This window comes from Pseudoalteromonas sp. JB197 (genome assembly GCF_002332205.1).
Taxonomy (GTDB): domain Bacteria; phylum Pseudomonadota; class Gammaproteobacteria; order Enterobacterales; family Alteromonadaceae; genus Pseudoalteromonas; species Pseudoalteromonas nigrifaciens.
On record NZ_NRGZ01000001.1, the window covers coordinates 3228824 to 3252738 of the forward strand.

Annotated in this window: 20 protein-coding genes; 15 read left to right on the top strand and 5 right to left on the bottom strand. The window is 40.2% G+C overall.

Annotated elements, in window-relative coordinates:
- Positions 1–96: 96 nt before the first annotated feature.
- Positions 97–417, bottom strand: coding sequence for a met regulon transcriptional regulator MetJ (metJ, locus tag CIK86_RS15065; RefSeq protein WP_006793094.1), 321 nt, complete (start codon positions 415–417; stop codon positions 97–99).
- A 199-nt stretch (positions 418–616) separates the two neighbouring features.
- Between metJ and metB the strand changes: the two genes are divergently transcribed.
- Both metB and CIK86_RS15075 read left to right on the top strand, forming a co-directional pair.
- A complete protein-coding gene (gene metB / locus CIK86_RS15070; RefSeq protein ID WP_011329367.1) occupies positions 617–1855 on the top strand; it encodes a cystathionine gamma-synthase in 1239 nt (412 codons plus the stop codon).
- 5 nt (positions 1856–1860) lie between these two features.
- A complete protein-coding gene (locus CIK86_RS15075; RefSeq protein WP_086997288.1) occupies positions 1861–4206 on the top strand; it encodes a bifunctional aspartate kinase/homoserine dehydrogenase II in 2346 nt (781 codons plus the stop codon).
- Between the two features lie 91 nt (positions 4207–4297).
- Here CIK86_RS15075 and CIK86_RS15080 read toward each other — a convergent pair whose 3' ends face one another.
- Positions 4298–6808, bottom strand: coding sequence for a PBP1A family penicillin-binding protein (locus tag CIK86_RS15080; RefSeq protein WP_086997291.1), 2511 nt, complete (start codon positions 6806–6808; stop codon positions 4298–4300).
- Positions 6809–6939: 131 nt separating this feature from the next.
- On the opposite strand from CIK86_RS15080, the gene CIK86_RS15085 reads away from it, so the two are divergent.
- The 9 genes from CIK86_RS15085 (at position 6940) to CIK86_RS15125 (ending at position 16093) form a co-directional block, all read left to right on the top strand.
- Complete coding sequence (locus CIK86_RS15085; RefSeq protein ID WP_086997294.1) at positions 6940–8019, top strand: pilus assembly protein PilM; 1080 nt, start codon at positions 6940–6942, stop codon at positions 8017–8019.
- Complete coding sequence (locus CIK86_RS15090; RefSeq protein ID WP_086997298.1) at positions 8007–8579, top strand: PilN domain-containing protein; 573 nt, start codon at positions 8007–8009, stop codon at positions 8577–8579. Before CIK86_RS15085 ends, CIK86_RS15090 begins: the two co-directional genes overlap by 13 nt.
- A complete protein-coding gene (locus CIK86_RS15095; RefSeq protein WP_086997301.1) occupies positions 8569–9171 on the top strand; it encodes a type 4a pilus biogenesis protein PilO in 603 nt (200 codons plus the stop codon). Before CIK86_RS15090 ends, CIK86_RS15095 begins: the two co-directional genes overlap by 11 nt.
- Entirely contained in the window at positions 9171–9707 is a 537-nt protein-coding gene (locus tag CIK86_RS15100; RefSeq protein WP_011329361.1) for a pilus assembly protein PilP, read from the top strand. Before CIK86_RS15095 ends, CIK86_RS15100 begins: the two co-directional genes overlap by 1 nt.
- Positions 9708–9730: 23 nt before the next feature.
- The gene (locus CIK86_RS15105) at positions 9731–11785 is read left to right on the top strand and encodes a type IV pilus secretin PilQ family protein (protein ID WP_086997307.1); all 2055 of its coding nucleotides are present in this window, start codon (positions 9731–9733) and stop codon (positions 11783–11785) included.
- A gap of 442 nt (positions 11786–12227) precedes the next feature.
- Positions 12228–12746 carry a shikimate kinase AroK gene (aroK, locus tag CIK86_RS15110; RefSeq protein WP_008466255.1) on the top strand — a complete coding sequence of 173 codons (519 nt, stop codon included), beginning with the start codon at positions 12228–12230 and terminating at the stop codon, positions 12744–12746.
- Positions 12747–12774: 28 nt separating this feature from the next.
- The gene (aroB, locus tag CIK86_RS15115; RefSeq protein WP_086997310.1) at positions 12775–13845 is read left to right on the top strand and encodes a 3-dehydroquinate synthase; all 1071 of its coding nucleotides are present in this window, start codon (positions 12775–12777) and stop codon (positions 13843–13845) included.
- Complete coding sequence (locus CIK86_RS15120; protein WP_086997313.1) at positions 13845–15182, top strand: AAA family ATPase; 1338 nt, start codon at positions 13845–13847, stop codon at positions 15180–15182. Before aroB ends, CIK86_RS15120 begins: the two co-directional genes overlap by 1 nt.
- A 53-nt stretch (positions 15183–15235) precedes the next feature.
- Positions 15236–16093: a Dam family site-specific DNA-(adenine-N6)-methyltransferase gene (locus CIK86_RS15125; RefSeq protein ID WP_011329357.1), complete on the top strand. Its 858-nt coding sequence runs from the start codon at positions 15236–15238 to the stop codon at positions 16091–16093.
- Here the strand turns inward: CIK86_RS15125 and CIK86_RS15130 are convergent.
- Both CIK86_RS15130 and CIK86_RS15135 read right to left on the bottom strand, forming a co-directional pair.
- Positions 16050–16235: a DUF2970 domain-containing protein gene (locus CIK86_RS15130; RefSeq protein ID WP_041454590.1), complete on the bottom strand. Its 186-nt coding sequence runs from the start codon at positions 16233–16235 to the stop codon at positions 16050–16052. The genes CIK86_RS15125 and CIK86_RS15130 overlap by 44 nt on opposite strands.
- Positions 16236–16237: 2 nt before the next feature.
- Entirely contained in the window at positions 16238–16534 is a 297-nt protein-coding gene (locus tag CIK86_RS15135; RefSeq protein ID WP_086997317.1) for a hypothetical protein, read from the bottom strand.
- A gap of 215 nt (positions 16535–16749) precedes the next feature.
- Here CIK86_RS15135 and rpe point away from each other — a divergent pair, with 215 nt between their 5' ends.
- Genes rpe through trpS form a run of 3 tightly spaced genes read left to right on the top strand, consistent with a single transcriptional unit; the run spans position 16750 to position 19135 of the window.
- Positions 16750–17436 carry a ribulose-phosphate 3-epimerase gene (gene rpe / locus CIK86_RS15140; RefSeq protein WP_086997320.1) on the top strand — a complete coding sequence of 229 codons (687 nt, stop codon included), beginning with the start codon at positions 16750–16752 and terminating at the stop codon, positions 17434–17436.
- Positions 17433–18098: a phosphoglycolate phosphatase gene (locus CIK86_RS15145; protein ID WP_086997323.1), complete on the top strand. Its 666-nt coding sequence runs from the start codon at positions 17433–17435 to the stop codon at positions 18096–18098. Before rpe ends, CIK86_RS15145 begins: the two co-directional genes overlap by 4 nt.
- Before the next feature lie 32 nt (positions 18099–18130).
- Positions 18131–19135 (top strand): tryptophan--tRNA ligase, encoded by a 1005-nt coding sequence (gene trpS, locus CIK86_RS15150; protein WP_011329353.1) that lies wholly within the window; start codon positions 18131–18133, stop codon positions 19133–19135.
- Positions 19136–19546: 411 nt separating this feature from the next.
- Here the strand turns inward: trpS and uvrA are convergent, their stop codons facing one another.
- On the bottom strand, positions 19547–22369 hold the full coding sequence (gene uvrA, locus CIK86_RS15155; protein ID WP_086995543.1) for an excinuclease ABC subunit UvrA: 2823 nt from the start codon (positions 22367–22369) through the stop codon (positions 19547–19549).
- Between the two features lie 161 nt (positions 22370–22530).
- Between uvrA and CIK86_RS15160 the strand changes: the two genes are divergently transcribed.
- On the top strand, positions 22531–23898 hold the full coding sequence (locus tag CIK86_RS15160; protein WP_086995518.1) for an MFS transporter: 1368 nt from the start codon (positions 22531–22533) through the stop codon (positions 23896–23898).
- Positions 23899–23915 lie beyond the last annotated feature (17 nt).

Genomic DNA, 23915 nt, shown 5'->3' on the forward strand with positions numbered 1-23915 from the left:
AGCATTATGTTGCTCGGTATTAAGTTACTTCAGTGTAATTTATAGCCATAAAAAAACCTCAGCATGGCTGAGGTTTTTTTGTTTAAAAGCCGCTGTTTAGTCTTCGTTTAAAACAGGAACTTCTAAGCCCATTTCTTGCATTATTTTTTTCACTTCTTCAGGCACTTTTTCGGCGTTATCTTTACGTAAATCATCATCGTTAGGTAACGGTTGCCCAGTAAACGCATGCAAAAATGCTTCACATAATAGCTCGCTATTAGTTGCATGGCGTAAGTTATTAATTTGCCTACGGGTGCGTTCATCGGTTAGTACTTTTAATACATTTAGCGGGATCGAAACGGTGATCTTTTTAACTTGCTCTGATTTTTTCCCGTGTTCTGCGTATGGGTGAATATACTCGCCATTCCATTTTGCCATAAGATGTATCGTTGCCTCAGATTATTAATTGCTCACCCTACTAAAAAATAGCGCGAATATGCGTGAAATTCTATCGATTTAAACAAATTAGTCAAATACTTGTTGCACAGATGGCTAGGTGTTTAAATGTTTTGACTTCTTAAGTTGAATGAATTACTGTTTTAGACGTCTAAACATCTAAATAAAACAGGTAATAAATATGAGTGAAAAAAATAAAGCGACAATTGCAGTTCGAAGTGGTGTCGATGCTGATAAGCACCATGGCGCGGTTGTGCCTCCGCTGTATTTATCAACCACTTATTCGTTTGCCGACTTTGATACAAAACGTCAATATGACTATGGCCGCAGTGGTAATCCAAATCGTGATACTTTAGCCCAAGCACTCAGCGAACTCGAAGGTGGTGCTCGCGGCATTATTACTGCAACAGGAATGGCTGCCGTACATTTAGCCACTCAGCTGCTTAATAGTGACGATACGTTAGTGATCCCCCATGATTGTTATGGCGGCAGCTATCGCTTATTTACCTCATTACAAAAGCGCGGCCTATTAAAACTCGAAGTGTTAGATTTAACTAAACCAGAAAGTTTGCAGCAAATTTTAGTAATCAAACCTAAGTTAATTTGGATAGAAACCCCTAGTAACCCTATTTTACGTTTAACTGATATTAAAGCAGTAACCGATATTGCGAAACAATGCGGTGCTTTGGTAGCCGCAGATAACACTTTTTTATCGCCTGCATTACAAAACCCGATTAAATTTGGCGTTGATATTGTGGTGCACTCAACCACTAAGTACATAAATGGCCACTCAGACGTGGTTGGCGGTGCGGTTATTGCTGCAACTGACGAACTAGGTGAAGAACTGGCTTGGTGGGCAAATAATATTGGTATAACGGGGGCACCGTTTGATAGTTACTTAACTTTGCGTGGCTTGCGTACTTTAAATGTACGCTTACGGCAGCATCAAGAAAATGCCCTAGCTATTGCTAAGTACCTTGAAAGCTCAAAATTTGTTAGCCAAGTATATTACCCGGGGCTAGAGTCGCATCCACAACATGAATTGGCTAAAGCACAGCAACTTGGTTTTGGTGGCATGGTTAGTTTTGACATTAAAGGTGATGTAAATGACGCAGCTGCATTTTTAACAAACCTTAAAACATTTAGCTTAGCTGAATCTTTAGGTGGCGTAGAGAGCTTAATATGCCACCCAGCAACAATGACGCATGCAGGAATGGAAGCCGAGGCTCGTTTAGCCGCTGGCGTTGGCGATACGCTTATTCGTGTGTCGGTAGGTATTGAAGATGTAGCAGATTTATTAGCAGACTTTGATCGGGTATTTAATTTAGTGCAACCAGGTCAGCACAATAACGCAGGTAAAGCAGGTGCTAGCGCAAGTAGTAATGTTAAATTGAGCGCTGCTCACCCGGCGTTGTGGTAATTAATATGACTAATAATATTCATAAGTTTGGTGGTTCGAGTTTAAGCTCAGCCGAGCGCTATAAAAGCGTTGCAAAAATAATTATAGGGCAAGCTCAGCCCGGTGATTGTGTAGTGGTATCGGCTGCAGGAAAAACCACAGATACATTAGTAAAACTGTGGCAAAGTTATCAGCAGCACGATACTCAAGCGCTCGCTGATATTGTATTGCAATTAAACAATCATCAAAGTGATTTAATAACGCAGCTACTGCAGGGCGATTTAAAGCGCAGCGCTTTAACCACTCTAAATGAAGAGCTAAGTTTAGTTGCTAAATTAGCGAGTACTGAGCAGTTGCAAGAAGCGGCGCTACTCGCCCATGGTGAGTTGTGGTCAGCTCGTTTGCTCGCTGCGTATTTACAGCAACTTAATGTTGCTGCATGCATGCAAGACGCAAGAGGCTTGTTTACGCTAAGTGATGGACAATTATTGCATAGCCAAAATACACAGCAGTGTAGTGAGCTTATTAGCCAGCACAAAATTAACGTGGTAACAGGGTTTATTGCGGCTAATACCCAAGGCGATACGGTCACTCTTGGTCGCAATGGTAGTGATTACAGTGCAACCTTATTGGCAAGTTATTGCAATGCTAAACAAGTATATATTTGGACCGATACACAAGGGATATTTAGTACCGACCCACGTAAAGTTAACAAGGCCATTAAATACGCTAAGGTATGTAGAGCGCAAGCTAACTTATTGGCAAGATTAGGTAACCCCGTTTTACACGCTAAAACATTATCGCCACTTAAAAATACCGATATAAAGCTTGCGGTGCGCAGTAGTTTTGACGTGCAAGCAAGCTCAACAAATGTAGTGAAAGAGGGCTGTGTAAAACAAAAACGCTTTATTACTACATTAGAAAATATAGATTTACTTAGTGTTGAAGGGCTAGTTGAGGGTGAGGTAACTCAGGTTAGCCAGCTTATTCAACATAGTTTGCATCATTTTAGTAGCGCAGGTGAAACTTACCTAATAGTACCGGCAGTAGCGACCCATCAAGTAGTTAGTTACTTTGCAGGAAGAGCCAATATTAGCGAGTCTAACCTACATGGTTGCGCGCTAGTTGCTCCTGAGCAAGATATAAACTTATTGAGCACTCAGGCACGCGAGTTGCTCAATTTGCATAATATTGAACCTCGCTTTGTGCATCAAGATAGTGGTTATGTATTGCTACTGACGGATCAGCTTATTGATAGTGATGTGCTTAATGTGCTGCACGATAAACTGATCACTAAAGGCCAAGAAATTGCCTTAATAGTGGCAGGGCTTGGTAACGTAGGGGATGTATTTGTTAGCCAACTATCGGCGCAGCTAGCACGCTTATCAACCGACTTTAATATTAAGTTAGTGGGATTAGCACGTTCGCAAAAACTGCTATTTAATCCCAGCGGCATAAATGTACAGCACTGGAAGAACCAATGGCAGTTAGAGGCTGTTGACTATAGCAGCCAAGATTTATTAACCGCTATTGGCCAGCTTGATTACGAGCATAAAGTGGTTATAGATATAACCGCCAGCGAGCAATTTAGTCAGTTATACCCAGATTTTGTTGCGCTTGATTGTCATTTAATTAGTGCTAATAAGTATGCTGGTACCGCGCCAACTCCTTGGTATAAAGCGTTGCAGCACAATATTGCGCAGCGCAATTTATATTGGCGCTATAACGCTAGTGTGGGTGCCGGTTTACCAATTAATTTTGCCCTTGCAGATTTACAAAACAGTGGCGATAAAATAACACGTATAGAAGGTGTTTTTTCGGGTACGTTATCGTGGTTATGTAGTATGTATAATGGCGCAACTGCATTTTCTGAGTTATTACTTGAAGCGCAACAAATGGGTTTTACTGAACCCGATCCGCGCGAAGATTTATCGGGGCGAGATATGCAGCGTAAGCTACTTATTTTAGCGCGAGAGTTAGGGGTTGAATTAGACCTTAACGACATTGCCTTAGCGCCGTTAATGCCCGATGAGCTAGCACTAGGTAGTTGGGATGACTTTTTAGCTAATAAACATAAGCTCGACACTTTTATTGAAGAGCATGCACGCAATGCAAAATTACAAAACGCGGTACTTCGTTATACAGGTTTACTGAGTATTGAGCACGATAGCGTAACGGCCAAAGTAGGGTTAGCGTATGTTACGCCCAATGACGCATTAGCAAACTTAACCCCGGGTGATAATATTTTTGTTATTAACAGCCAGTGGTACAGCAATAATGCCTTGATTATACAAGGCCCAGGTGCTGGTAAGGAAGTGACTGCAGCAGGCGTTCATTCTGACTTATATTGGCTGATAAAAAACTTAAAGTAATAATTAAATAAAACAAAAAACGGCAACCTAAAAAGGTTGCCGTTTTTTTTAGCGTAATTAATCATTTAGCTAATGAGAGATGTGCTTATGGTTAAAATAGCTCTTCTTCTGTTTTGGTGTTTTCTTCAAAAATATCGCTTGGCTGCGAAAGCACATAACTAGTTGGGGTAGTGCCTTTTTCAAAGTATTCAAAGCGGCTAGTGTAATCATTTTTGTGGCTTAATAAGCCAGTCGCTAAATCAATACGAATAGAAACTAATCCTTCAGGTGGTTCAATTGGCGCTTCTGGTTGCCCATCAAGAGCTGCCCTCATAAATTCATTCCATGCGGGTTGAGCTGTTTTAGCGCCCGATTCAGCCCCTGTTATTTGACCACTATCAAGGTTGTTGTTATAAGCAGAACGACCTAGAGTATTGCCAGGGTTGTCAAAGCCAACCCATACTGAGGTGAGTACATTGCGGTTAAAACCACTAAACCAAGTGTCAACAGAATCGTTTGTGGTACCTGTTTTACCCGATAAATCACGACGCCCTAAACGCTGTGCTCGCCATGCAGTCCCCGTCCAGCCTGTTTTATTGCTCCAGCTTCCGCCGCCCCAAATTGCGCTGTTCATAGCGTCTGCAATTAAAAAAGCATTTTGTTTAGAAATAATACGTGGGGCACATTGCACTGTTTGCTGCGCTTTTTCACCTTGCTCAGTATTTTCTATCGTTAGGCTGCTGTTATTTTCGATAGCGAGGGGTTGCGTGTTCTCATCGCAGGCTAGGGCTGGGTTTGCTTTAAATAACACTGTACCAAAGGCATCTTGAATTTCAGATATAAAATACGGTTCTATTAAATGCCCGCCATTAGCAAACGCGCTCATACCACGAGCAAGTTCTAATGGAGAAATGGAAGCACTACCAAGCGCTAAAGATTCACTGCGGTTAATGTCTTTATTATCAAAACCAAATTTGAGTAAATGATCGGCAGTACGTTGCAAGCCTACACCACGTAGAAGACGAACCGAAATAACGTTTTTAGATTGCGCCAATGCGCGGCGAATACGAATTGGGCCATTATAAACTGCAGGGCTGTTTTTTGGGCGCCATGCAATACCTTGGCTTTTATCCCATTGATTAATTGGAGCGTCGTTTAAAATGGATGCTAAAGTGTAGCCTTTTTCCAGAGCTGCAGAGTAAATAAAGGGTTTAATGTTTGAGCCAACTTGGCGTTTAGCTTGCACTGCACGGTTGTACTGGCTTTGCTCAAAACTATAACCACCAACAATTGCTTTAATACGGCCATCTTGAGGGTCTAAAGACACAATGGCACTAGAGGCTTCAGGAATTTGACTCAATAAATAATTATTATCGGCGTTTTTACGTAGCCATATTTGTGCACCTGGTACTAATATTTCAGTTGCAGCTTTAGGAGCAAAACTTTGGCGGTAACGCGTAATATATTTACGTGCCCACTTTAAGTTATCCCATGTAAGTGTTGCCAGCTCACCATTTTTTAGTAAAACGTCGGCTGTTTTTTCGTTAACCGCCAATACTACCGCGGCTTGTAAGTCGCCGAGCTGTTTTACGTCTTTTAGCTGGTTAAGAATTTGCGCTTGGCTTAATGCTGGTTGTGTTTGCGCATCCCATAATAAACGCTCTGGACCTCTAAAACCGTGGCGCATATCGTAATTATGTAAGTTATTTACTAAAGCCGTTTGCGCAGCTTGTTGAACGTGGGACTCTACCGAGGTAAATATTTTAAAGCCAGAGTTGTACGCTTTATCAATACCGTATTTAGCAACCATTTCTGCACGCACCATTTCAGATATATAAGGTGCGTATAAATCTATTTCAGCGCCATGAAAAACGGCCGTTATAGGTTGATTAATAGTCTCTTCATATTCGCTTTGGGTTATATAACGTTCAGACAACATTCTACCAAGTACGACATTACGACGCGCTTTAGCACGCACTGGATTGCGAATAGGATTAAGCGCTGAAGGTGCTTTTGGCAGGCCGGCAATCATTGCCATTTGCGCAAGGGTTAAGTCTTTTAGTTCTTTACCGTAATAAACTTGCGCTGCTGCACCAATACCAAACGCCCTATTACCTAATTCAATTTTATTTAAATACAGCTCAAGAATTTCGTTTTTGCTTAATAAGTTTTCAATATGTATCGCGATAAAAATTTCTTTTACTTTACGAATGTAGGCTTTTTCGCGGGTTAAGAAAAAATTACGTGCTAGCTGCATAGTAATAGTACTAGCGCCTTGTTTTTTCTCTCCGGTAGATATAAGTACAAGTGCAGAGCGCACTATACCTATGGGGTCAATACCAAGGTGATCATAAAAGCGGCTGTCTTCGGTGGCTAAAAATGCATTAATGAGAGGTTGTGGTATTTGGTCTATGGTGACCGGAATTCGTCGTTTTTCACCAAATTGATTGATCAACAGACCATCTTTAGTGAATACTTGCATAGGAGTTTGTAATTGCACGTCTTTTAAAACTTGCACACTTGGGATATCAGGTTTAACGTAATAATAAAGGCTGAACAAAGTGATCAGTCCAATTAATGTGCAAATGATAAAAAATTGTAAAGTTCTTTTTAATAAAATCACTGGTGTTTCCCTAAATGGACTCCCAATTACAAGTTGAGGTTGCTAGTATATATTGATTAAAAAATGAATAGTATTTTTTCAGGTAAGAATTATAACTTGTTTATTATTAAAGCAAAGGCAAAGTTGCAAACATGCTAAGTCAACTATTTAAAAAACCATCGTCGATGATGGTCGGCATTGATATAGGATCGCACTCTATCAAAGCAGTACTGTTAAGTGAAACAGATACAGGGTTTCGATTAGAAGCACTTGCAATTGAACCTATGCCAAAAGGCGCCATGAGTGAGCGTACTATTCAAGATATTGAAGCAATTGGTAATGTAATAACTAAATTAAAACGAAAATTACCTAAATCGCTAAAAGAAGCCGCGGTGGCTGTTTCAGGCCAGACCGTGATCACCAAGGTGATTTTCATGGATGTCACCTTAAGTGACGCTGAATTAGAATCACAAATTGAAATAGAAGCAGACAGCTTAATTCCTTATCCATTGGATGAAGTTAATCTTGATTTTGAAAAGCTATCAATCAATGCCGCGGATCCTAGTAAAATGAATGTATTGCTTTCGGCTGCACGTACTGAAAGTGTTGAAGCACGTGTTGGCGCGTTAGAAGCCGCTAACTTAGTTGCTAAAGTGGTTGACGTAGAAAGCTACGCATTAAGCCGGGCAATGGATGTGTACTATCAACAGTTACCAAGTGACGCATTTAATAAGTGCGTTGCTATTGTTGATATTGGCGCGGTATTAACACTCGTAAGTGTAGTGCAGGCGGGAAATACAATTTATACCCGCGACCAAGTGTTTGGTGGCGATCAATACACTAATAGTATTGTTGCCTATTATAATAAAGGTTTTGATGAAGCTGAAATTGGTAAAGCAACCGGCGACTTGCCGCCAAATTATACCTTTGAAGTACTTGCGCCATTTCAAACCGCCTTACTACAGCAGGTGCGCCGAGCGGTGCAAATGTTTTTAACCACCACGGGTAAAGATCAGCTAGATTATATTGTATTAACCGGTGGGACAGCTATGATTAGCGGTTTTGAGCGCTTATTAATCGAAGAGTTAGGTATACACACAATTGTAGCTGAGCCATTTGTAAATATGGAAATATCTCCTAGGGTTGACCGTAATGTATTACAACGTCATCGTACGCAATTTGCTATTGCAACAGGGCTTGCTTTGAGGAGCTTTTCATCATGCCACATATAAATTTACTGCCTTGGCGTGAATTACAGCGTGAAGACTCAAAAAAGAAGTTTATTACTTTATTAATTGCAGTTGTTGTTTTGTGTTTTTTGAGTATGTATTTATTGAGCTCATTTTATGGCGCTTTAAAAGAAGGGCAAAATCTCAAAAACAATTACCTTAGTGCAGAAATAAGTATGCTAGATAAAGAAATAAGAGACATTAGAGAGCTAGATAAGAAAAAAGAAAGCCTGCAGCAGCGTATGCGCTTAATTGAAAACCTGCAAAGGAGTCGTAATTTAGGCACGCAAATTATGGATGAAGTCGCAAAAATAGTTCCTGCAGGGGTTTATTTAACTAAGCTAGAGCGACGCGGTAATCAAATTCATGTACTTGGAAAAAGCGAATCAAATAATCGCCTTTCAACCTTGCTACGCGAAGTGCAAAGTTCTTATTTATTAGAGCGCCCAGTAATGCAAAGTATTGTTGCTGGCGATAAATCGTCGCGTTTGTTGAGTGATTTTAATATGGAGTTTTATGTAAAACCATTCGATAAAATTGGCGAGGTACATGATGAACCTTGATTTTAAAGCATTTAAAGATATAGATTGGAATGAAATAGAACTTGATAATATAGGTGAATGGCCGGTTATTGTTAGGGTTATTTGCGGTGCTTTTATTGCGGGTTTAGTGTTGTTTTTTAGCTATAGCTTATTAGTTTCAGATGAAGTAGACAGTTATCACAACGCGGTAGCCAAAGAGGTGGAGCTGCGCACTACTTATCGCACCAAATATGCGGTAGCCAGTAAATTAGATATTTATCGCCTGCAAATGATTGAAATGGAAGATAAGTTTTCTCAGCTATTAAAGCGCCTACCAACCTCTAATGAAACCCCCGGCTTGTTAGATGACTTATCTTATGTAGGCACTACCAGTGGCTTAACCTTTTTAAAAGTTGGTTGGCTACCTGAAGTTAAAAAAGAATTTTATACCGAGCTGCCAATAAAAATAGAAGTGGTGGGGACTTATCATGAATTTGGTCAGTTTGTAGGTAAAGTGGCTCAATTACCGCGAATTGTTAGTTTACATGACTTTTCTATTTTATCATCTGGAGAAAAGCAGTTAACATTTAGTGTGGTTGCAAAAACTTATCGCTACGAAGAGGGGACTAAATAATGAATAAACTCCCTTTAGTGGCTATTTTTACAATGTTATTGAGTGGTTGTAATAGTGACACTTCTGAACAAAAAGAATTTATTGATCAGGTAAAAGCAAGTACAACCCCCAGAGTAGAAAAAATACCAGAGCTCATTCAGTTTGAGTATTTTGAATACAATGCGGGTCAATTGCGCAGCCCATTTGTAGCTCCACAACCTGAAATTATACAAAATAAGTTAACGCAAATTAAAAACTGTTTACACCCAGATCCAGATAGAGTTCGTGAGCCATTAGAAAAATATCCGCTAGATAACCTAGCGATGAAAGGCACGCTAGGTTCTAATAGCCAAACATGGGCACTTATTACTGCTGCTGATGCAACGCTGCATAGAGTAACCGTAGGGAGTTACTTGGGCACTTACGACGGAAAAGTAAAAAAAGTGAGTAGTGACTATATTGAGTTAATAGAATTAATCCCTGATGGTTCTGGCTGTTGGAAAGAGCGTCAGACTAAATTAGAAATGTTAGAGGCGACAATTGATGGCGCAAATTAATAACAAAAAAAGGTCATACTCATATGTATAAGTATGTAAGTTCGCTTCATCGTGTATTGTCAGCTTTATTAGTGATTTTTGCACTATTAATAGCTAAAACTGCGGTAGCTGAGCCGCTACTTTATGACGTGCGCTATAATCCATTATTAAAAGGCGAAACCGAACTACAACTGGTATTTGATGAAGAATTAATCCAGCAACCAAGTATTCAAGTGTTCAATAGCCCAGCGCGTATAGAAATGCTGTTTACCAATGCACAGTTAGAACAAGGGTTAGCCGATGTTGCTGTTAATTTGGCTGGAATAAATAATGTAACCAGCGTAATGACAAGTAACGGTTTAAAAGTAACGGTACATCTTGAGCGTTTGAAAATTTATGAAACCCAGGTTAATAATAACTTGGTCTCGCTGCGTATCTCTGATAATCCATTAACCGAGCAAGCGCTAACGACTGAGGATGCTGCAGATAGCATTGGCGGTAGTTACATTAATCGTATTCAATCTATTGATTTTCGCCGTGGTGAAAAGGGCGAAGCTAAAGTATTGGTATTTTTGCAAGATACTCAAGCCGCAATAGAAGTACATGAAAGTGGCGGTAAAATTATTGCTGAGTTTCATCATACTGATATTTTAGATGATTTATTATACGAATTAGATGTACTTGATTTTGGTACTATCGTAAGCAATATAGAAACCTTTAAAGAAGATAACCTGAGCCGAATTGTTATTGAGCCAAACGCAGCATTTACGTTTACTTATCAGCAAATAGATAATATTTTTACCTTAAATGTTGAGAAAGACGAAACTCAAAATGCTTACCTTGATGGTGGTAAAGAATATCAAGGTCGACCAATGACCCTGAACTTTCAAGACATTTCGGTACGTGCAGTATTGCAAATTATAGCCGGATACAACGACTTTAACTTAGTAACCAGTGATTCTGTAACGGGCAATATAACGCTACGTTTAGATGGCGTGCCATGGGATCAAGCGCTTGATGTGGTACTCAGAATAAAAGGCCTTGATAAGCGCATGGATGGCTCTATTTTAATGGTAGCCCCATCAGAAGAGCTTGCAGCACGTGAAGCAAAAGACTTAAAAGCAAAGCAACAAGTAGAAGATTTAGAGCCTTTGTACAGCGAGTACATTCGCTTAAATTATGCAAAGGCCGAAGATTTTGCAGACTTACTAAAAACGGACACTAACAGCATTATAACTCCAAGAGGGAGTGTGTCGGTTGATCAGCGTACCAATACATTATTAATGAAAGATACGGCAAAAAGTATCGAAAGCGTACGCCGCATGGTCGAAACGCTAGATATACCCGTAAAGCAGGTTGTAATTGAAGCGCGCATGGTAACCGTACGCGACAACGTTACAGAAGATTTAGGGGTACGTTGGGGCTTTAGTGATCAGCAAGGAACCGATGGTATTTCAGGCACCCTAGAGGGGGCTGAAAACATCTCTAATGGTAATATTCCAAGCTTGTCTGATAGATTAAATGTAAACCTACCAGTTGCTAACCCTTCAGCTAGCATAGGTATGCATATTGCTAAACTAGCTAATGGTACGTTAATTGATTTAGAGCTAACTGCGCTTGAAGAAGAAAATAAAGGTGAAATTATTGCCAGTCCGCGAATTACTGCGGCTAACCAGCAAAAGGCGAGGATTGAACAAGGTACCGAAATACCTTATGTTGAATCAGCCTCTAGTGGTGCGACAACAGTAAGCTTTAAAAAAGCAGTACTTAGCTTAGAAGTAACACCGCATATAACACCTGATAACAAAGTTATTTTGAATTTAATTATCACTCAAGATACCCGAGGTGATACAGTACAGACAGGAACAGGCCCTGCGGTTGCAATTGATACGCAACAAATTGAAACGCAGGTACTGGTAGAAAATGGCCAAACAGTTGTTTTGGGTGGTATTTTTCAACAGCAAATTATTAACTCGACCAAAAAAGTACCTTTATTGGGCGACATTCCATACATTGGAAGACTGTTTAAAAGTACCAGTGAGTTTAACGAAAAGCGTGAACTACTGATTTTCGTCACTCCTAAGATACAAGTTGATTAGGGCGTGATTATATTTGAATATTGATTTTGCAGCACTCTACTTAGTTTACTAAGTAGAGAATATGCAGTGTGGTTACTTCCCAAAATATGCGATAGCAGCATAAAACCAACATGCGCTGCCCTTCGGGTGCACTCTAGTGTTATTTTACGCTTTACTGTGTGAGTTTTACATAACATTACGTAGTAAAGTTATCAGTAATTTGATAAATACAACTTTGGATTGCACAAATTTTAACCATGAAAAATAAATACTCCCTAAAATAAGCTAATGTTTTGTTAACTAATGGATGATTATTTAGATTAATTGCTCGTTATATGGCTTTTTATGCTAATTGACTTGAAATACCCAACCGATTACTGAGATAATCCTCTCCTTAATTTTGGGGCCAGGTCGTTAGGCGGGGTTTTATTTCAAATTTTAGAGTTCGTTTGTACTAAAAGATATGGCTGAGAAACGTAATATATTTCTAGTTGGCCCCATGGGGGCTGGCAAAAGTACGATTGGTCGTCACATCGCTGACCAATTACACCTTGAATTTGTTGATTCTGATCAAGAAATCGAACGCCGTACCGGTGCAGATATTGCCTGGGTGTTTGATCTTGAAGGTGAAGAAGGCTTTAGACTTCGTGAAGAATCTGTTATTGGCGATCTAACCGAAATGCAGGGTATTGTACTTGCAACCGGTGGTGGTTCAGTAATGAGTAAAGAAGTTAGAAACAAGCTTTCGGCTCGCGGTATTGTAGTATACCTAGAGACACCGATTGAAAAACAAGTTGCACGCACACAACGCGACAAGCGTCGCCCATTACTGCAAACAGAAGAAGCACCTCGTGATGTATTAGAACGTTTAGCAGAAGAACGCGAACCGTTATATAAAGAAGTGGCTGATTTTGTTGTACGCACTGATGAGCAAAGCGCTAAAGTTGTTGCTAACCAAATCATCGAGAAATTGGATTTTTAATTACTAATATTAAAGGAAATAGCTAAGCATGCTTGAATTATCTGTTAATTTAGACGAGCGAAGTTACCCTATTTATATTGGTCAATCTACACTTCAAGATAATGGCCGCCTAGTTCATCACATTGGTGATTGTCGGCCTATCATCATTACTAACGACACTATTGCGCCTTTATATTTACAAGGCTTATTAGCGCAGTTAGCAGCATTGAATCCACTGCATTTTATTATTCCTGATGGCGAGCAATATAAATCGCTTACCTGGTTTGAAAAAATATCGGCATTTTTACTCGAAAATAACTGTGGTCGTGACACCTGCTTAATTGCATTAGGTGGCGGCGTTGTTGGTGATTTAACTGGTTTTGTTGCTGCATGTTATCAGCGTGGCATTCCCTTTATTCAAATGCCAACGACACTATTATCACAAGTTGATTCGTCGGTAGGTGGAAAAACAGCGGTAAATCATCCATTAGGTAAAAATATGATTGGGGCATTTTATCAGCCACAAGCCGTTTTTATCGACACACAATCATTACACACTTTACCAGCGCGCGAGTTTGCAGCCGGTATGGCTGAAGTGATTAAATACGGTTTGATTTACGATACTGAGCTATTTGCTTACTTAGAGCAAAATGTTGAGCGTTTACAGCAATTAGATGAAGCCTGTTTACAGCATATCATTTATAGATGCTGTGAAATTAAAGCGCTAATTGTAGCTCAAGACGAAAAAGAGCAAGGCCTAAGAGCACTATTAAATCTAGGTCATACCTTTGCGCACGCTATTGAAGCACAAATGGGCTACGGTGTTTGGCTACATGGTGAAGCAGTAGCAACTGGTATGGTACTTGCTGCAAAACTAGCATATACACGCCAAGATTTAACCGCTGAGGATGTTACTCGCATCTCTGGTTTAATTGCGCAATATAGCTTACCCACGCAGATTCCGCCGGTAATGACCAGCGAGCATTTTTTGCAGCATATGCGTAAAGACAAAAAGAATAAAAAGGGTACTATCCGCTTTATTCTACCCACCCAATTTGGACAATGTGCATTAGTAGATGATGTTTCAGATGACCAAGTTCGAGCGTTAATCGAGCAATAATGCAGCCACAAATTTTACCAAGCCGTGCGGCATTGGTGGATAGAATCGCACTGCAATTTGAGTACGGACAAAACCTGATTGTTTTACTAGGCACCTCTGGCCTAGGTAAAAGCTACCTACTCGAAACTTTCATTACTGATAAATACAACGATTTTAATAAAGCATTTGTGCAAGTAACAGCGCAAATGACTGACATTCAATTAATGAGTGAGTTATTAGAGCAAAGCTTTAATGCGCCTTTAATTGATCATAGCTTGAGCCTATCCGAAAACTTTTATCAATTATTACAACAGCAAGCTTGTGGCCCTTGTTTATGGGTGCTCGATAACGCTAGGCACTTATCAGAAGAATTACAGGTAGAGTTAGAACTACTGGCTAAAAACTCCCCCAGTACGCTTTATATTATGCTTGCTGCACAGTCAAAACTGGCCTTTACAGCGGCAATAAACATTCACTTAGAGCCATTAAACCAAAGTGAAAGTAAGCAGTTAATGAGTTGGTATTTTAGCGACCTGCCTTATGATGAAGACCCAGTTTATCAAGCTTTTATAGCTGCGGCTCAGGGTAATCCTAATTTATTACTGAGCTGGCAAGCAACAGAGCATATAGCGGATGTTGTTGTAAAAGATAAAGTATCTTGGCGTTTGCACTTATTAATTTTGATGTTAATTATTCTGTTTTTAATAATTGGCTTGTTATATAAATCAGACATGACCCAATGGTGGCAACAATACTATAAGCAAGCTGAGCCTGAAGTACTCACAACAGCAATTTCGGTTAAGCAAATACAGCAGCCATTAGCGACAGCTAGCGACAATAGCGACAATAGCGACAATAGCGTTATTGCAGCGCCACCTAACTTACCTGCAAGCACCGTTGAGCTACAGGCACCGCAAAATGATGTGCCTGCAATTATGCAAAGCCTGACCGCGAAGCAAGCAACTCCAAGCTCTAAAAATACACCATCGGTAGAGCCAAAGATATTAGCAACGCAGCCACACAGTAATATTTCAGCTCAGGTTGAGAGCAAAATACTCACAGGTAATGCATGGTACTTACAACAGCCAGACACAAATACAGTTATTCAATTATTAGCGATTACTCAGCAACAAGTCAGTGCTGAATTTATTAGCCAGCATAAACTACAAAAAGTAGCGCATACCTATCAAACTAAAAGAAACAATAAAACTTGGTGGGTGGTAACAGTGGGTAGTTTTACTGATATGAATGCTGCAAAGTTAGCTATGAGCGCTTTGCCTGCAGAGGTTAAAATAAATAAGCCTTTCTATAAAAAAATAAGCAAAATAAAACAAGAAATTGTATTAGTTGATCAGTAAACTAAGCAACTTTAGTGTAAAATCGCGCAACACCAGATTGAAGTAAAGAGCCAATGCAGCAAAAGAGTAGAGCCTTCCTTAAATGGGCTGGCGGAAAATACAGTCTAGTTGAAGATATTAACGCGCGACTAAAGCAAGCTAGCCAGCAGGCTGATACTTTGGTTGAACCTTTTGTTGGTGCCGGCTCAGTGTTTTTAAATAGCGATTTTAAACACTATATTCTTAATGATATTAATGCCGATTTAATTAATTTATATAAAGAACTTAAAAACTCGCCCGATGAGTTTATAAGTGATGCTAAAAAGCTGTTTGTGGATTTAAATAATCATCCCGACGCTTACTACGAATACCGCGTGCAATTTAATCAAAGTAGCGATATATACGAACGCGCAATGCTGTTTTTATATATGAATAGACACGGTTATAACGGGCTTTGTAGGTATAACTTAAAGGGTATTTTTAATGTACCTTTTGGTAAATACAAAAAGCCTTATTTTCCCGAAAAAGAAATGTACTTTTTTGCTAAAAAAGCGCAACAGGCTACGTTTACCTGCCTTGATTACGATGACATTTTTAAACTAGTACCTAAAAATGCAGTTATTTATTGTGATCCACCGTATGTGCCTTTAAGTAAAACAGCCTCGTTTACCTCGTATGCTAAGGGCGGTTTTAATTTAGATGATCAAGCAAATTTAGCAAATTTAGCCGAGCAAGCGGCGTTTGAAAACGATACTCCAGTGCTTATCTCTAACCATGATACGGTATGGACGCGTAAAATTTATAGCCAAGCAACATTAGATCAAATTCAGGTAAAGCGCACTATTAGCCCTAAAGGTGGATCGCGTAATAAAGTGAGCGAACTAATGGCTATGTACTTAGCACCGAAACAACAATCGCGTAAATCGAAATAATAAAAACAATAAAAAGCATAATAGCTATTATGATAATGCTAACTGGCGAGTGGTGTTTAAAATCTGCGTGGCGTTTATGGTTAGATTGCACCCCAAAAAATGCAGCAAGTACACTTTGTAAGGCGCTAAAAAATTGTCGCATGTTTAAAATGATGGTTTTAAAGAGGGAGGCTTTTTAGAATCACCAGAGCTTGTAAGTAACTCTAATAAATCTAAATAATGAAACTGTGCACTGCGGCTGTCGCCTGTTATCCATGAAGACCAAGACGATTCATCTGCTATTTTAAGGCAAGCACTTACAGCTGTATCTGTAGAAGTTGTTTGTTTTTGCTGGCAATTGTTAATTGCCGTTAAATCTTGCTCAGAACTTGAGATAAAATTTAACGCTCCAACAAACAAAAATGCTGACCCCATTAATATCCCTGTTTTAAAAGCACGCATGATTTAAACCTAATAATTTGATCCTTTTTTAAGCATAACAAAAATTGCTTAAATAACAAACTTAAATTTTAGCATTAGCTTCTAAAGTCGAATAAAAATAAAGGCTTATCAATAATCTTTATTTTTATTAAGCCATTATATTTGTCGCGATTACTTGGGTAACATCATTAATTAAGTTACATTAACGCAATATATTATTCATTGTCGGATTAACTATGTTGAACCCAGAAAAAAAATACTTAATAGCCCCTTCTATTTTATCTGCTGATTTCGCTAAACTAGGCGAAGATGTTGATAGCGTACTTGCTGCGGGTGCCGATGTGGTTCACTTTGACGTGATGGATAATCACTATGTGCCCAACTTAACTATTGGCCCTATGGTGTGTAAAGCGCTTAGAAATTACGGTATTAAAGCGCCTATTGATGTGCATTTAATGGTTAAACCGGTTGATAGCCTTATTCCTCAGTTTGCCGAGGCCGGCGCTTCAATTATTACTTTTCATCCAGAAGCCAGTGAGCATATTGACCGCACATTACAATTAATAAAAGATCATGGCTGCCAAGCTGGTTTAGTGTTTAATCCAGGCACTAGCTTGAGCTTTCTTGATCATGTGATGGATAAAATTGATGTTATTTTAATAATGTCGGTTAATCCAGGGTTTGGTGGGCAAAGCTTTATTGCGCATACTTTAGAAAAACTACGCCAAGCAAAACAACGTATTGTAGAATCGGGTCGCAATATACGCTTAGAAGTTGATGGCGGAATAAAAGTCGATAACATTGCCGCTGCTGCAGAGGCGGGTGCTGATATGTTTGTAGCGGGTTCAGCCATTTTTAACCAGCCAAATTACCAAGAAGTTATCGATCAAATGCGTGAGCAATTAGGAAGTGTTAAATCATGAAGTACGACCTAGCCCTGTTTGATTTAGATGGCACCTTAGTAGATAGTGTATACGATTTATACATAGCACTTAATCTTACTTTGAGCGACTTAGCATTTCCGATTGTTAGCCAGCGCTTAGTAGAAAGCTGGGTTGGCAATGGTATAGAAGTATTAGTAAAACGCGCACTGAGTGGCGAAATGCAAATAAGTGAGCATTTAGATAAAGCACTTAGCGATAAAGCATTTTCATTATTTTACCAACATTATGAACAGCAAGTAGGTGAATATAGCGTACTTTACCAACATGTTGTAACTGGGCTTGCTGCCCTACGTGGTATGCCCAAGGCATTGATCACTAATAAAGATCGTTTATTTACCGAAAAATTACTGGATAAGTTAGCCTTAACGAGTCATTTTGAGCTAATAATTTGTGGTGATGACATGGCTAAAAAGCCATCAGCAGAGCCGTTGTTATTTGCCTGTAATAAACTAAATGTTGAGCCCAGTAAAGCGATTATGATTGGTGACTCTAAAAGCGATATACTAGCTGCCAATGCAGCTAAAATTGACGTTATTGCACTGAGCTATGGTTATAATCAAGGTGAAAACCTTAAGGACTATAATCCACAGTACCTATGCGATAACTTCTTAGATATAATACCTGTTCTTACACAGCGCTAAGTGCTGTTAATTAAGCAAAATAAAGGAAAATCATGAGTAAACCAGTAGTTTTAAGTGGCGTGCAGCCAACCGGTGGTATGACAATAGGCAACTATGTTGGCGCTATTAACCAGTGGCTAAAGTTACAGGAAGACTATGATAGCTACTTTATGCTTGCAGATCTTCACGCAGTAACTGTGCGTCAAGACCCTGAATTACTTCGCTCGCGCGTTTTAGATGGTGTAGCGCTTTATACTGCTTGTGGTATTAACCCAGAAAAAGCCGCGTTATTTGTGCAATCGCAAGTACCAGAGCATGCACAACTTGCTTGGGTATTAAATTGTTATGCACAAATGGGCGAACTTAATCGTATGACCCAGTTTAAAGATAAGTCGGCAACGCACGCGCACAATATTAATGTGGGCTTATTTGCTTACCCAGTATTACAAGCGGCCGATATTTTATTATACCAAGCAGAGCAAGTGCCGGTAGGGGAAGATCAAAAGCAACACCTTGAACTAACCCGCGATATCGCAACACGTTTTAACAACCTGTATGGCGAGGTATTTAAAATACCTCAAGCGTATATTCCAGAGTTTGGTGCGCGAGTAATGAGCTTGCAAGATCCGCTGAAAAAAATGTCTAAGTCGGATGAAAATCTAAATGGTTTTATTATGATGTTAGATGAGCCAAAAAAGATTGAGAAAAAACTGAAAAAAGCAGTTACTGATTCAGACGAACAAGCGCGTATTTACTTTGACCGAGCTGAAAAGCCTGGAGTGTCAAACTTACTTACCTTGTTAAGTGTGGCAACTAAACGTTCAATTGAGGATTTAGTGCCAGAGTACGAAGACAAAATGTACGGCCATCTGAAAAAAGACACTGCAGATGCTGTAGTGGCAATGATTGAGCCAATTCAAGCGCGTTTTAAAGAGATCAGAGAAGATCAAACACTCCTTAATAACATCATGAAGCGTGGCGCAGAAAAAGCCAGCAGCCAAGCCGAAGGTACGTTAAAAGCTGTGTACGATGCACTCGGTTTTATTCCTCGCGGCTAAACCTTGCTAGTTAAAATGATCAATAAAAATGCCGCTTTATTTATAAAGCGGCATTTTTGTTTTATTAGGGCCTGTTTATCTTTCGAGGTTAAATTTGCAGCAGTGTGTTTGGTATTTAGGCAAGGCAGAGCCTATGTAGTGTGGTTATTCCCCATAAATAGGCGATAACGCAGCATAAATACCAAACACGCGCTGCCTGAAGGTTCGTCCTAGGGACGATTAACTCTTTGTTGCTCGGCTTTTACTTAGCCCACTAGGTTACAAACCTCGCGCCACGATTAAATCGTCCTTAGTTAGAACAAATTTTAATCCTGAAAGGTCAACAGGCCCTAGTATATTTGGCGGTTAATAAAAGAAGTTAACCACCAAATACACAAAAAAATGAATAGCTACTCAGCTAAGCTGCACTCGTTATTTAAGCAGTTCTTTTAAATAACGACCAGTATGCGAGCGCTCACACTCGGCTACTTGCTCAGGTGTACCTGCAATGAGTATTTCACCACCGCCAGCTCCGCCTTCAGGGCCTAAATCGATAACCCAATCTGCGGTTTTAATAACATCGAGGTTATGCTCAATAACAACAATAGTATTACCGTGATCGCGCAAGCGATGAAGTACAACAAGCAGCTGTTCAATATCGGCAAAGTGTAAGCCTGTTGTTGGTTCATCAAGTATGTATAGTGTTTTACCGGTATCGCGTTTTGACAACTCGCGGGCTAATTTAACTCGCTGTGCTTCACCGCCCGAAAGCGTTGTAGCTGCTTGGCCTAAACGAATGTACGATAAACCTACGTCCATCAGGGTTTTAAGTTTGCGTGCAATGGCCGGTATTTTATCAAAGTAGTCGTGGGCATCTTCCACTGTCATGTCGAGTACTTGATGAATATTTTTACCTTTATACAGTACTTCAAGGGTTTCGCGATTATATCGTTTACCCTTACATACGTCGCACGGCACGTACACATCAGGTAAAAAGTGCATTTCTACCTTAATTACGCCATCGCCTTGGCAAGCTTCACAGCGTCCGCCTTTAACGTTAAAGCTAAAGCGACCTACTTTATAACCACGAGAGCGCGACTCTTGCGTACCGGCAAATAATTCACGAATACCAGTAAAAATACCAGTATAAGTAGCCGGGTTAGAGCGTGGTGTGCGGCCAATGGGGCTCTGATCAATGTCGATCACTTTATCAAAATGCTCAAGCCCTGTAATTGATTTATACGCAGCAGCTTCGGCAGTTGTTGCGCCATTTAATTCAGTATGCGCAAGCTTAAATAAGGTGTCGTTTATGAGCGTAGACTTGCCCGAGCCAGACACACCCGTTACACAGGTCATTAAGCCAAATGGAATTTTTAAATCAACATTTTTTAAGTTGTTACCAGTAGCGCCAAATAACTCCAGCCATTTGTCGTTAGTGGGGTGGCGTAATTTAGGTATTTCTATTCTACGTACACCGGATAAAAACTGCCCAGTAACCGACTCTTTACAGGCTAAAATATCGTCGCGAGTACCTTGGGCAATTATATGCCCGCCATGCACACCAGCACCTGGGCCAATATCAATAATGTGATCGGCTGCGCGAATAGCATCTTCGTCGTGCTCAACTACAATAACGGTATTACCTAAATCGCGTAAATGCACCAATGTTTTTAATAATCGGTCGTTATCGCGCTGATGCAAACCAATTGATGGCTCATCCAGTACATACATAACACCCACTAGGCCTGCGCCAATTTGGCTTGCAAGGCGAATACGTTGTGCTTCACCGCCCGAAAGCGTATCGGCACTTCTATCGAGTGAGAGGTAGTTTAAACCCACGTTAATTAAAAACGATAAACGGTCGCGAATTTCTTTTAATATTTTTTCAGCTATTTGGCCTCTTTGTCCGGTTAGTTTTAACCCTTCAAAAAAGTCCATCGCTTCACCAATACTCATATGAGTAATAGTGGGTAAGTTAGTTTGGCCAATAAATACATGGCGCGACTCTTGGCGTAAACGCGAGCCATGACAGCTAGGGCAGGCCTGGCTGGTTTGATACTTTGCTAGTTCTTCACGTACCGAGTTTGATTCAGTTTCACGGTAGCGACGGTACATATTATTAAGTACCCCTTCAAACTCGTGATTACGGGTAATTAAATCGCCGCGGTCGTTACGGTAGCTAAAGGCTATTTTAGTAGTGTCTGAGCCTTCTAAAATAATTTTTTGCGAGGCTTTATCTAAATCCTGATATGGCAAATCTAAATCAAAATTATAATGCTGCGCAACGGCTTGTAGCATTTGGTAATAATAAAAACTGCGTTTATCCCAGCCTTTAATTGCGCCACCGGCCAAGCTTAGTTCAGGGTTTTGTACTACGCGGTTTGGATCAAAATATTGGCGTACGCCTAGGCCGTCACAGCTTTGGCATGCTCCGGCTGGATTGTTAAACGAAAACAATCTTGGCTCTAACTCGGTCATGGCATAGCCACAAGTAGGGCAGGCAAAATTAGCCGAAAACAGCATTTCTTCTGCGCTGCTGTCATCCATATAAGCTATGTTAGCCACGCCACCCGACATTTCTAATGCAGCTTCAAATGACTCAGCTAAACGCTGTTGTTGGCCATCTTTTACTTTAAAGCGGTCTACAACTACTTCTATAGTATGTTTTTTATGTAGATCAAGTGGCGGTGGATCCGATAGGTCACATACTTCGCCATCAATACGGGCACGAATGTAGCCTTGGCTCGCCAATTGCTCAAGGAGCTTAACATGCTCACCTTTACGCTCTTTTATTACCGGTGCAAGCAACATGAGTTTACTGCCCTCAGGCAGAGCTAAAACAGTATCGACCATTTGGCTAATAGTTTGTGCGGCTAACGGTAGGTCGTGAGTTGGGCAACGCGGTTCGCCCACGCGGGCAAACATTAAACGTAAATAGTCATAAATTTCGGTAATCGTACCCACAGTCGAACGCGGGTTGTGCGATGTTGACTTTTGCTCAATAGAAATAGCCGGAGAAAGACCTTCAATATGATCTACATCGGGTTTTTCCATCAGTGATAAAAACTGCCTTGCATACGCAGAAAGTGATTCAACATAACGACGCTGCCCCTCTGCATACAAAGTATCAAATGCAAGCGAAGACTTACCCGAACCAGATAGGCCAGTAATAACAATTAACTTATCACGTGGGATGGTTAGGCTGATGTCTTTTAAATTGTGCGTGCGGGCGCCTCGGACTTCAATGTTTTCCATGCTATCTCGTCTATTACCAAAATTATTTGTCCAGTATCGCATAATACGTAACATTATTAATCTATGATCAATGAAAAATCCTTACTTATGACGATTAATTATTAGTAAGCTTATGGTAGAATCTCAGCCTAAATTTTCCACACAGTAAGATCACGCAAATAATGACCGCATCTTCACTTAATTCACGAGAAAAACGCGCTGCCATATCGCTAGCTAGTGTGTTTGCATTTAGAATGCTCGGCTTATTTATGCTGATGCCTGTATTAGCTATTTATGGCCAATCATTGGAGGGCTTTTCGCCTATCTGGATAGGCTTTGCTATTGGCGCGTATGGGTTAACCCAAGCGGTGTTGCAAATACCTATGGGCCGACTGTCTGATAAAATTGGCCGTAAAAAGGTTATTGTTGGCGGCTTACTAATGTTTGCGCTGGGTTCGGTAATAGCTGCATTAGCCGATTCAATTCAAATGGTTACAGTTGGGCGTGCGCTACAAGGCATGGGCGCTATAGCCAGTGCATTACTGGCATTTGCTTCCGATTTAAGCCGCGATGAACAACGCCCTAAAGTAATGGCCGTTATTGGTATGAGCATAGGCATGAGCTTTGCGTTTGCTATGTTACTTGGGCCAATCGTTGCTGCCTCGTGGGGTATTTCGGGGGTATTTTGGTTAACCGCAATATTAGCTATAATCGGCATATTTATAGTGACTATGCTAGTGCCTAATACGGTTAATAAAGCCCCTAAAGGCGATACCCTCGCCAGCTTTAGCGATATTAAAAAATTAATTAAACACCCGCAGTTAGCGCGCTTAAATGCGGGTGTATTACTACTACATTTAACCCTCACTACTATTTTTGTAGTGTTACCGAGTCAGCTTATTAAAGATGGCTTAGTGGCCGATAATCACTGGCATTTATATATCCCAGTATTATTTTTAGCTTTTTTATTAATGGTGCCTATTATGATAATCGCCATTAAAAAAGAGAAAGAAAAGCAGGCATTTATTGGCTCCGTTATACTGTTAATGTTGAGCATGCTGGCTATGTCGGTATGGGTTAACAGTATTGTAGGTATTGCTGTTTGTATGCTGTTGTATTTTGTTGCATTTAACTTTTTAGAAGCCACCATGCCAGCGCTAGTATCGCGTATTGCACCAGCAAGCCAAAAAGGCTCTGCCATGGGAGGGTATTCTACTAGCCAGTTTTTAGGTGCCTTTTTAGGCGGTATGCTTGGCGGTTATGTAGCACAAACCACAACAACGCAAGCGGTGTTTGCGGCAGCGGCACTTGTTGGGTTAATATGGCTTATTATTGCGTGGAAAATGCAAGTCCCACCCAAAAGTAAAGTTATTAGCTTAATGACCAAATTAGATTCAGAAGAGCAGGCACAGTCGCTTGCTTCTCTGTTAGTTGCTTTACCTGGCGTAATAGAAGCAACTGTAGTGCGCGACGAAAGCCGCAGCTACTTAAAGATTAATGATAAAGAATTTGACCTAGACCAAGCACGTAAAGTAGCTGGTTTAATCTAACGTTTATAGGAGATAGT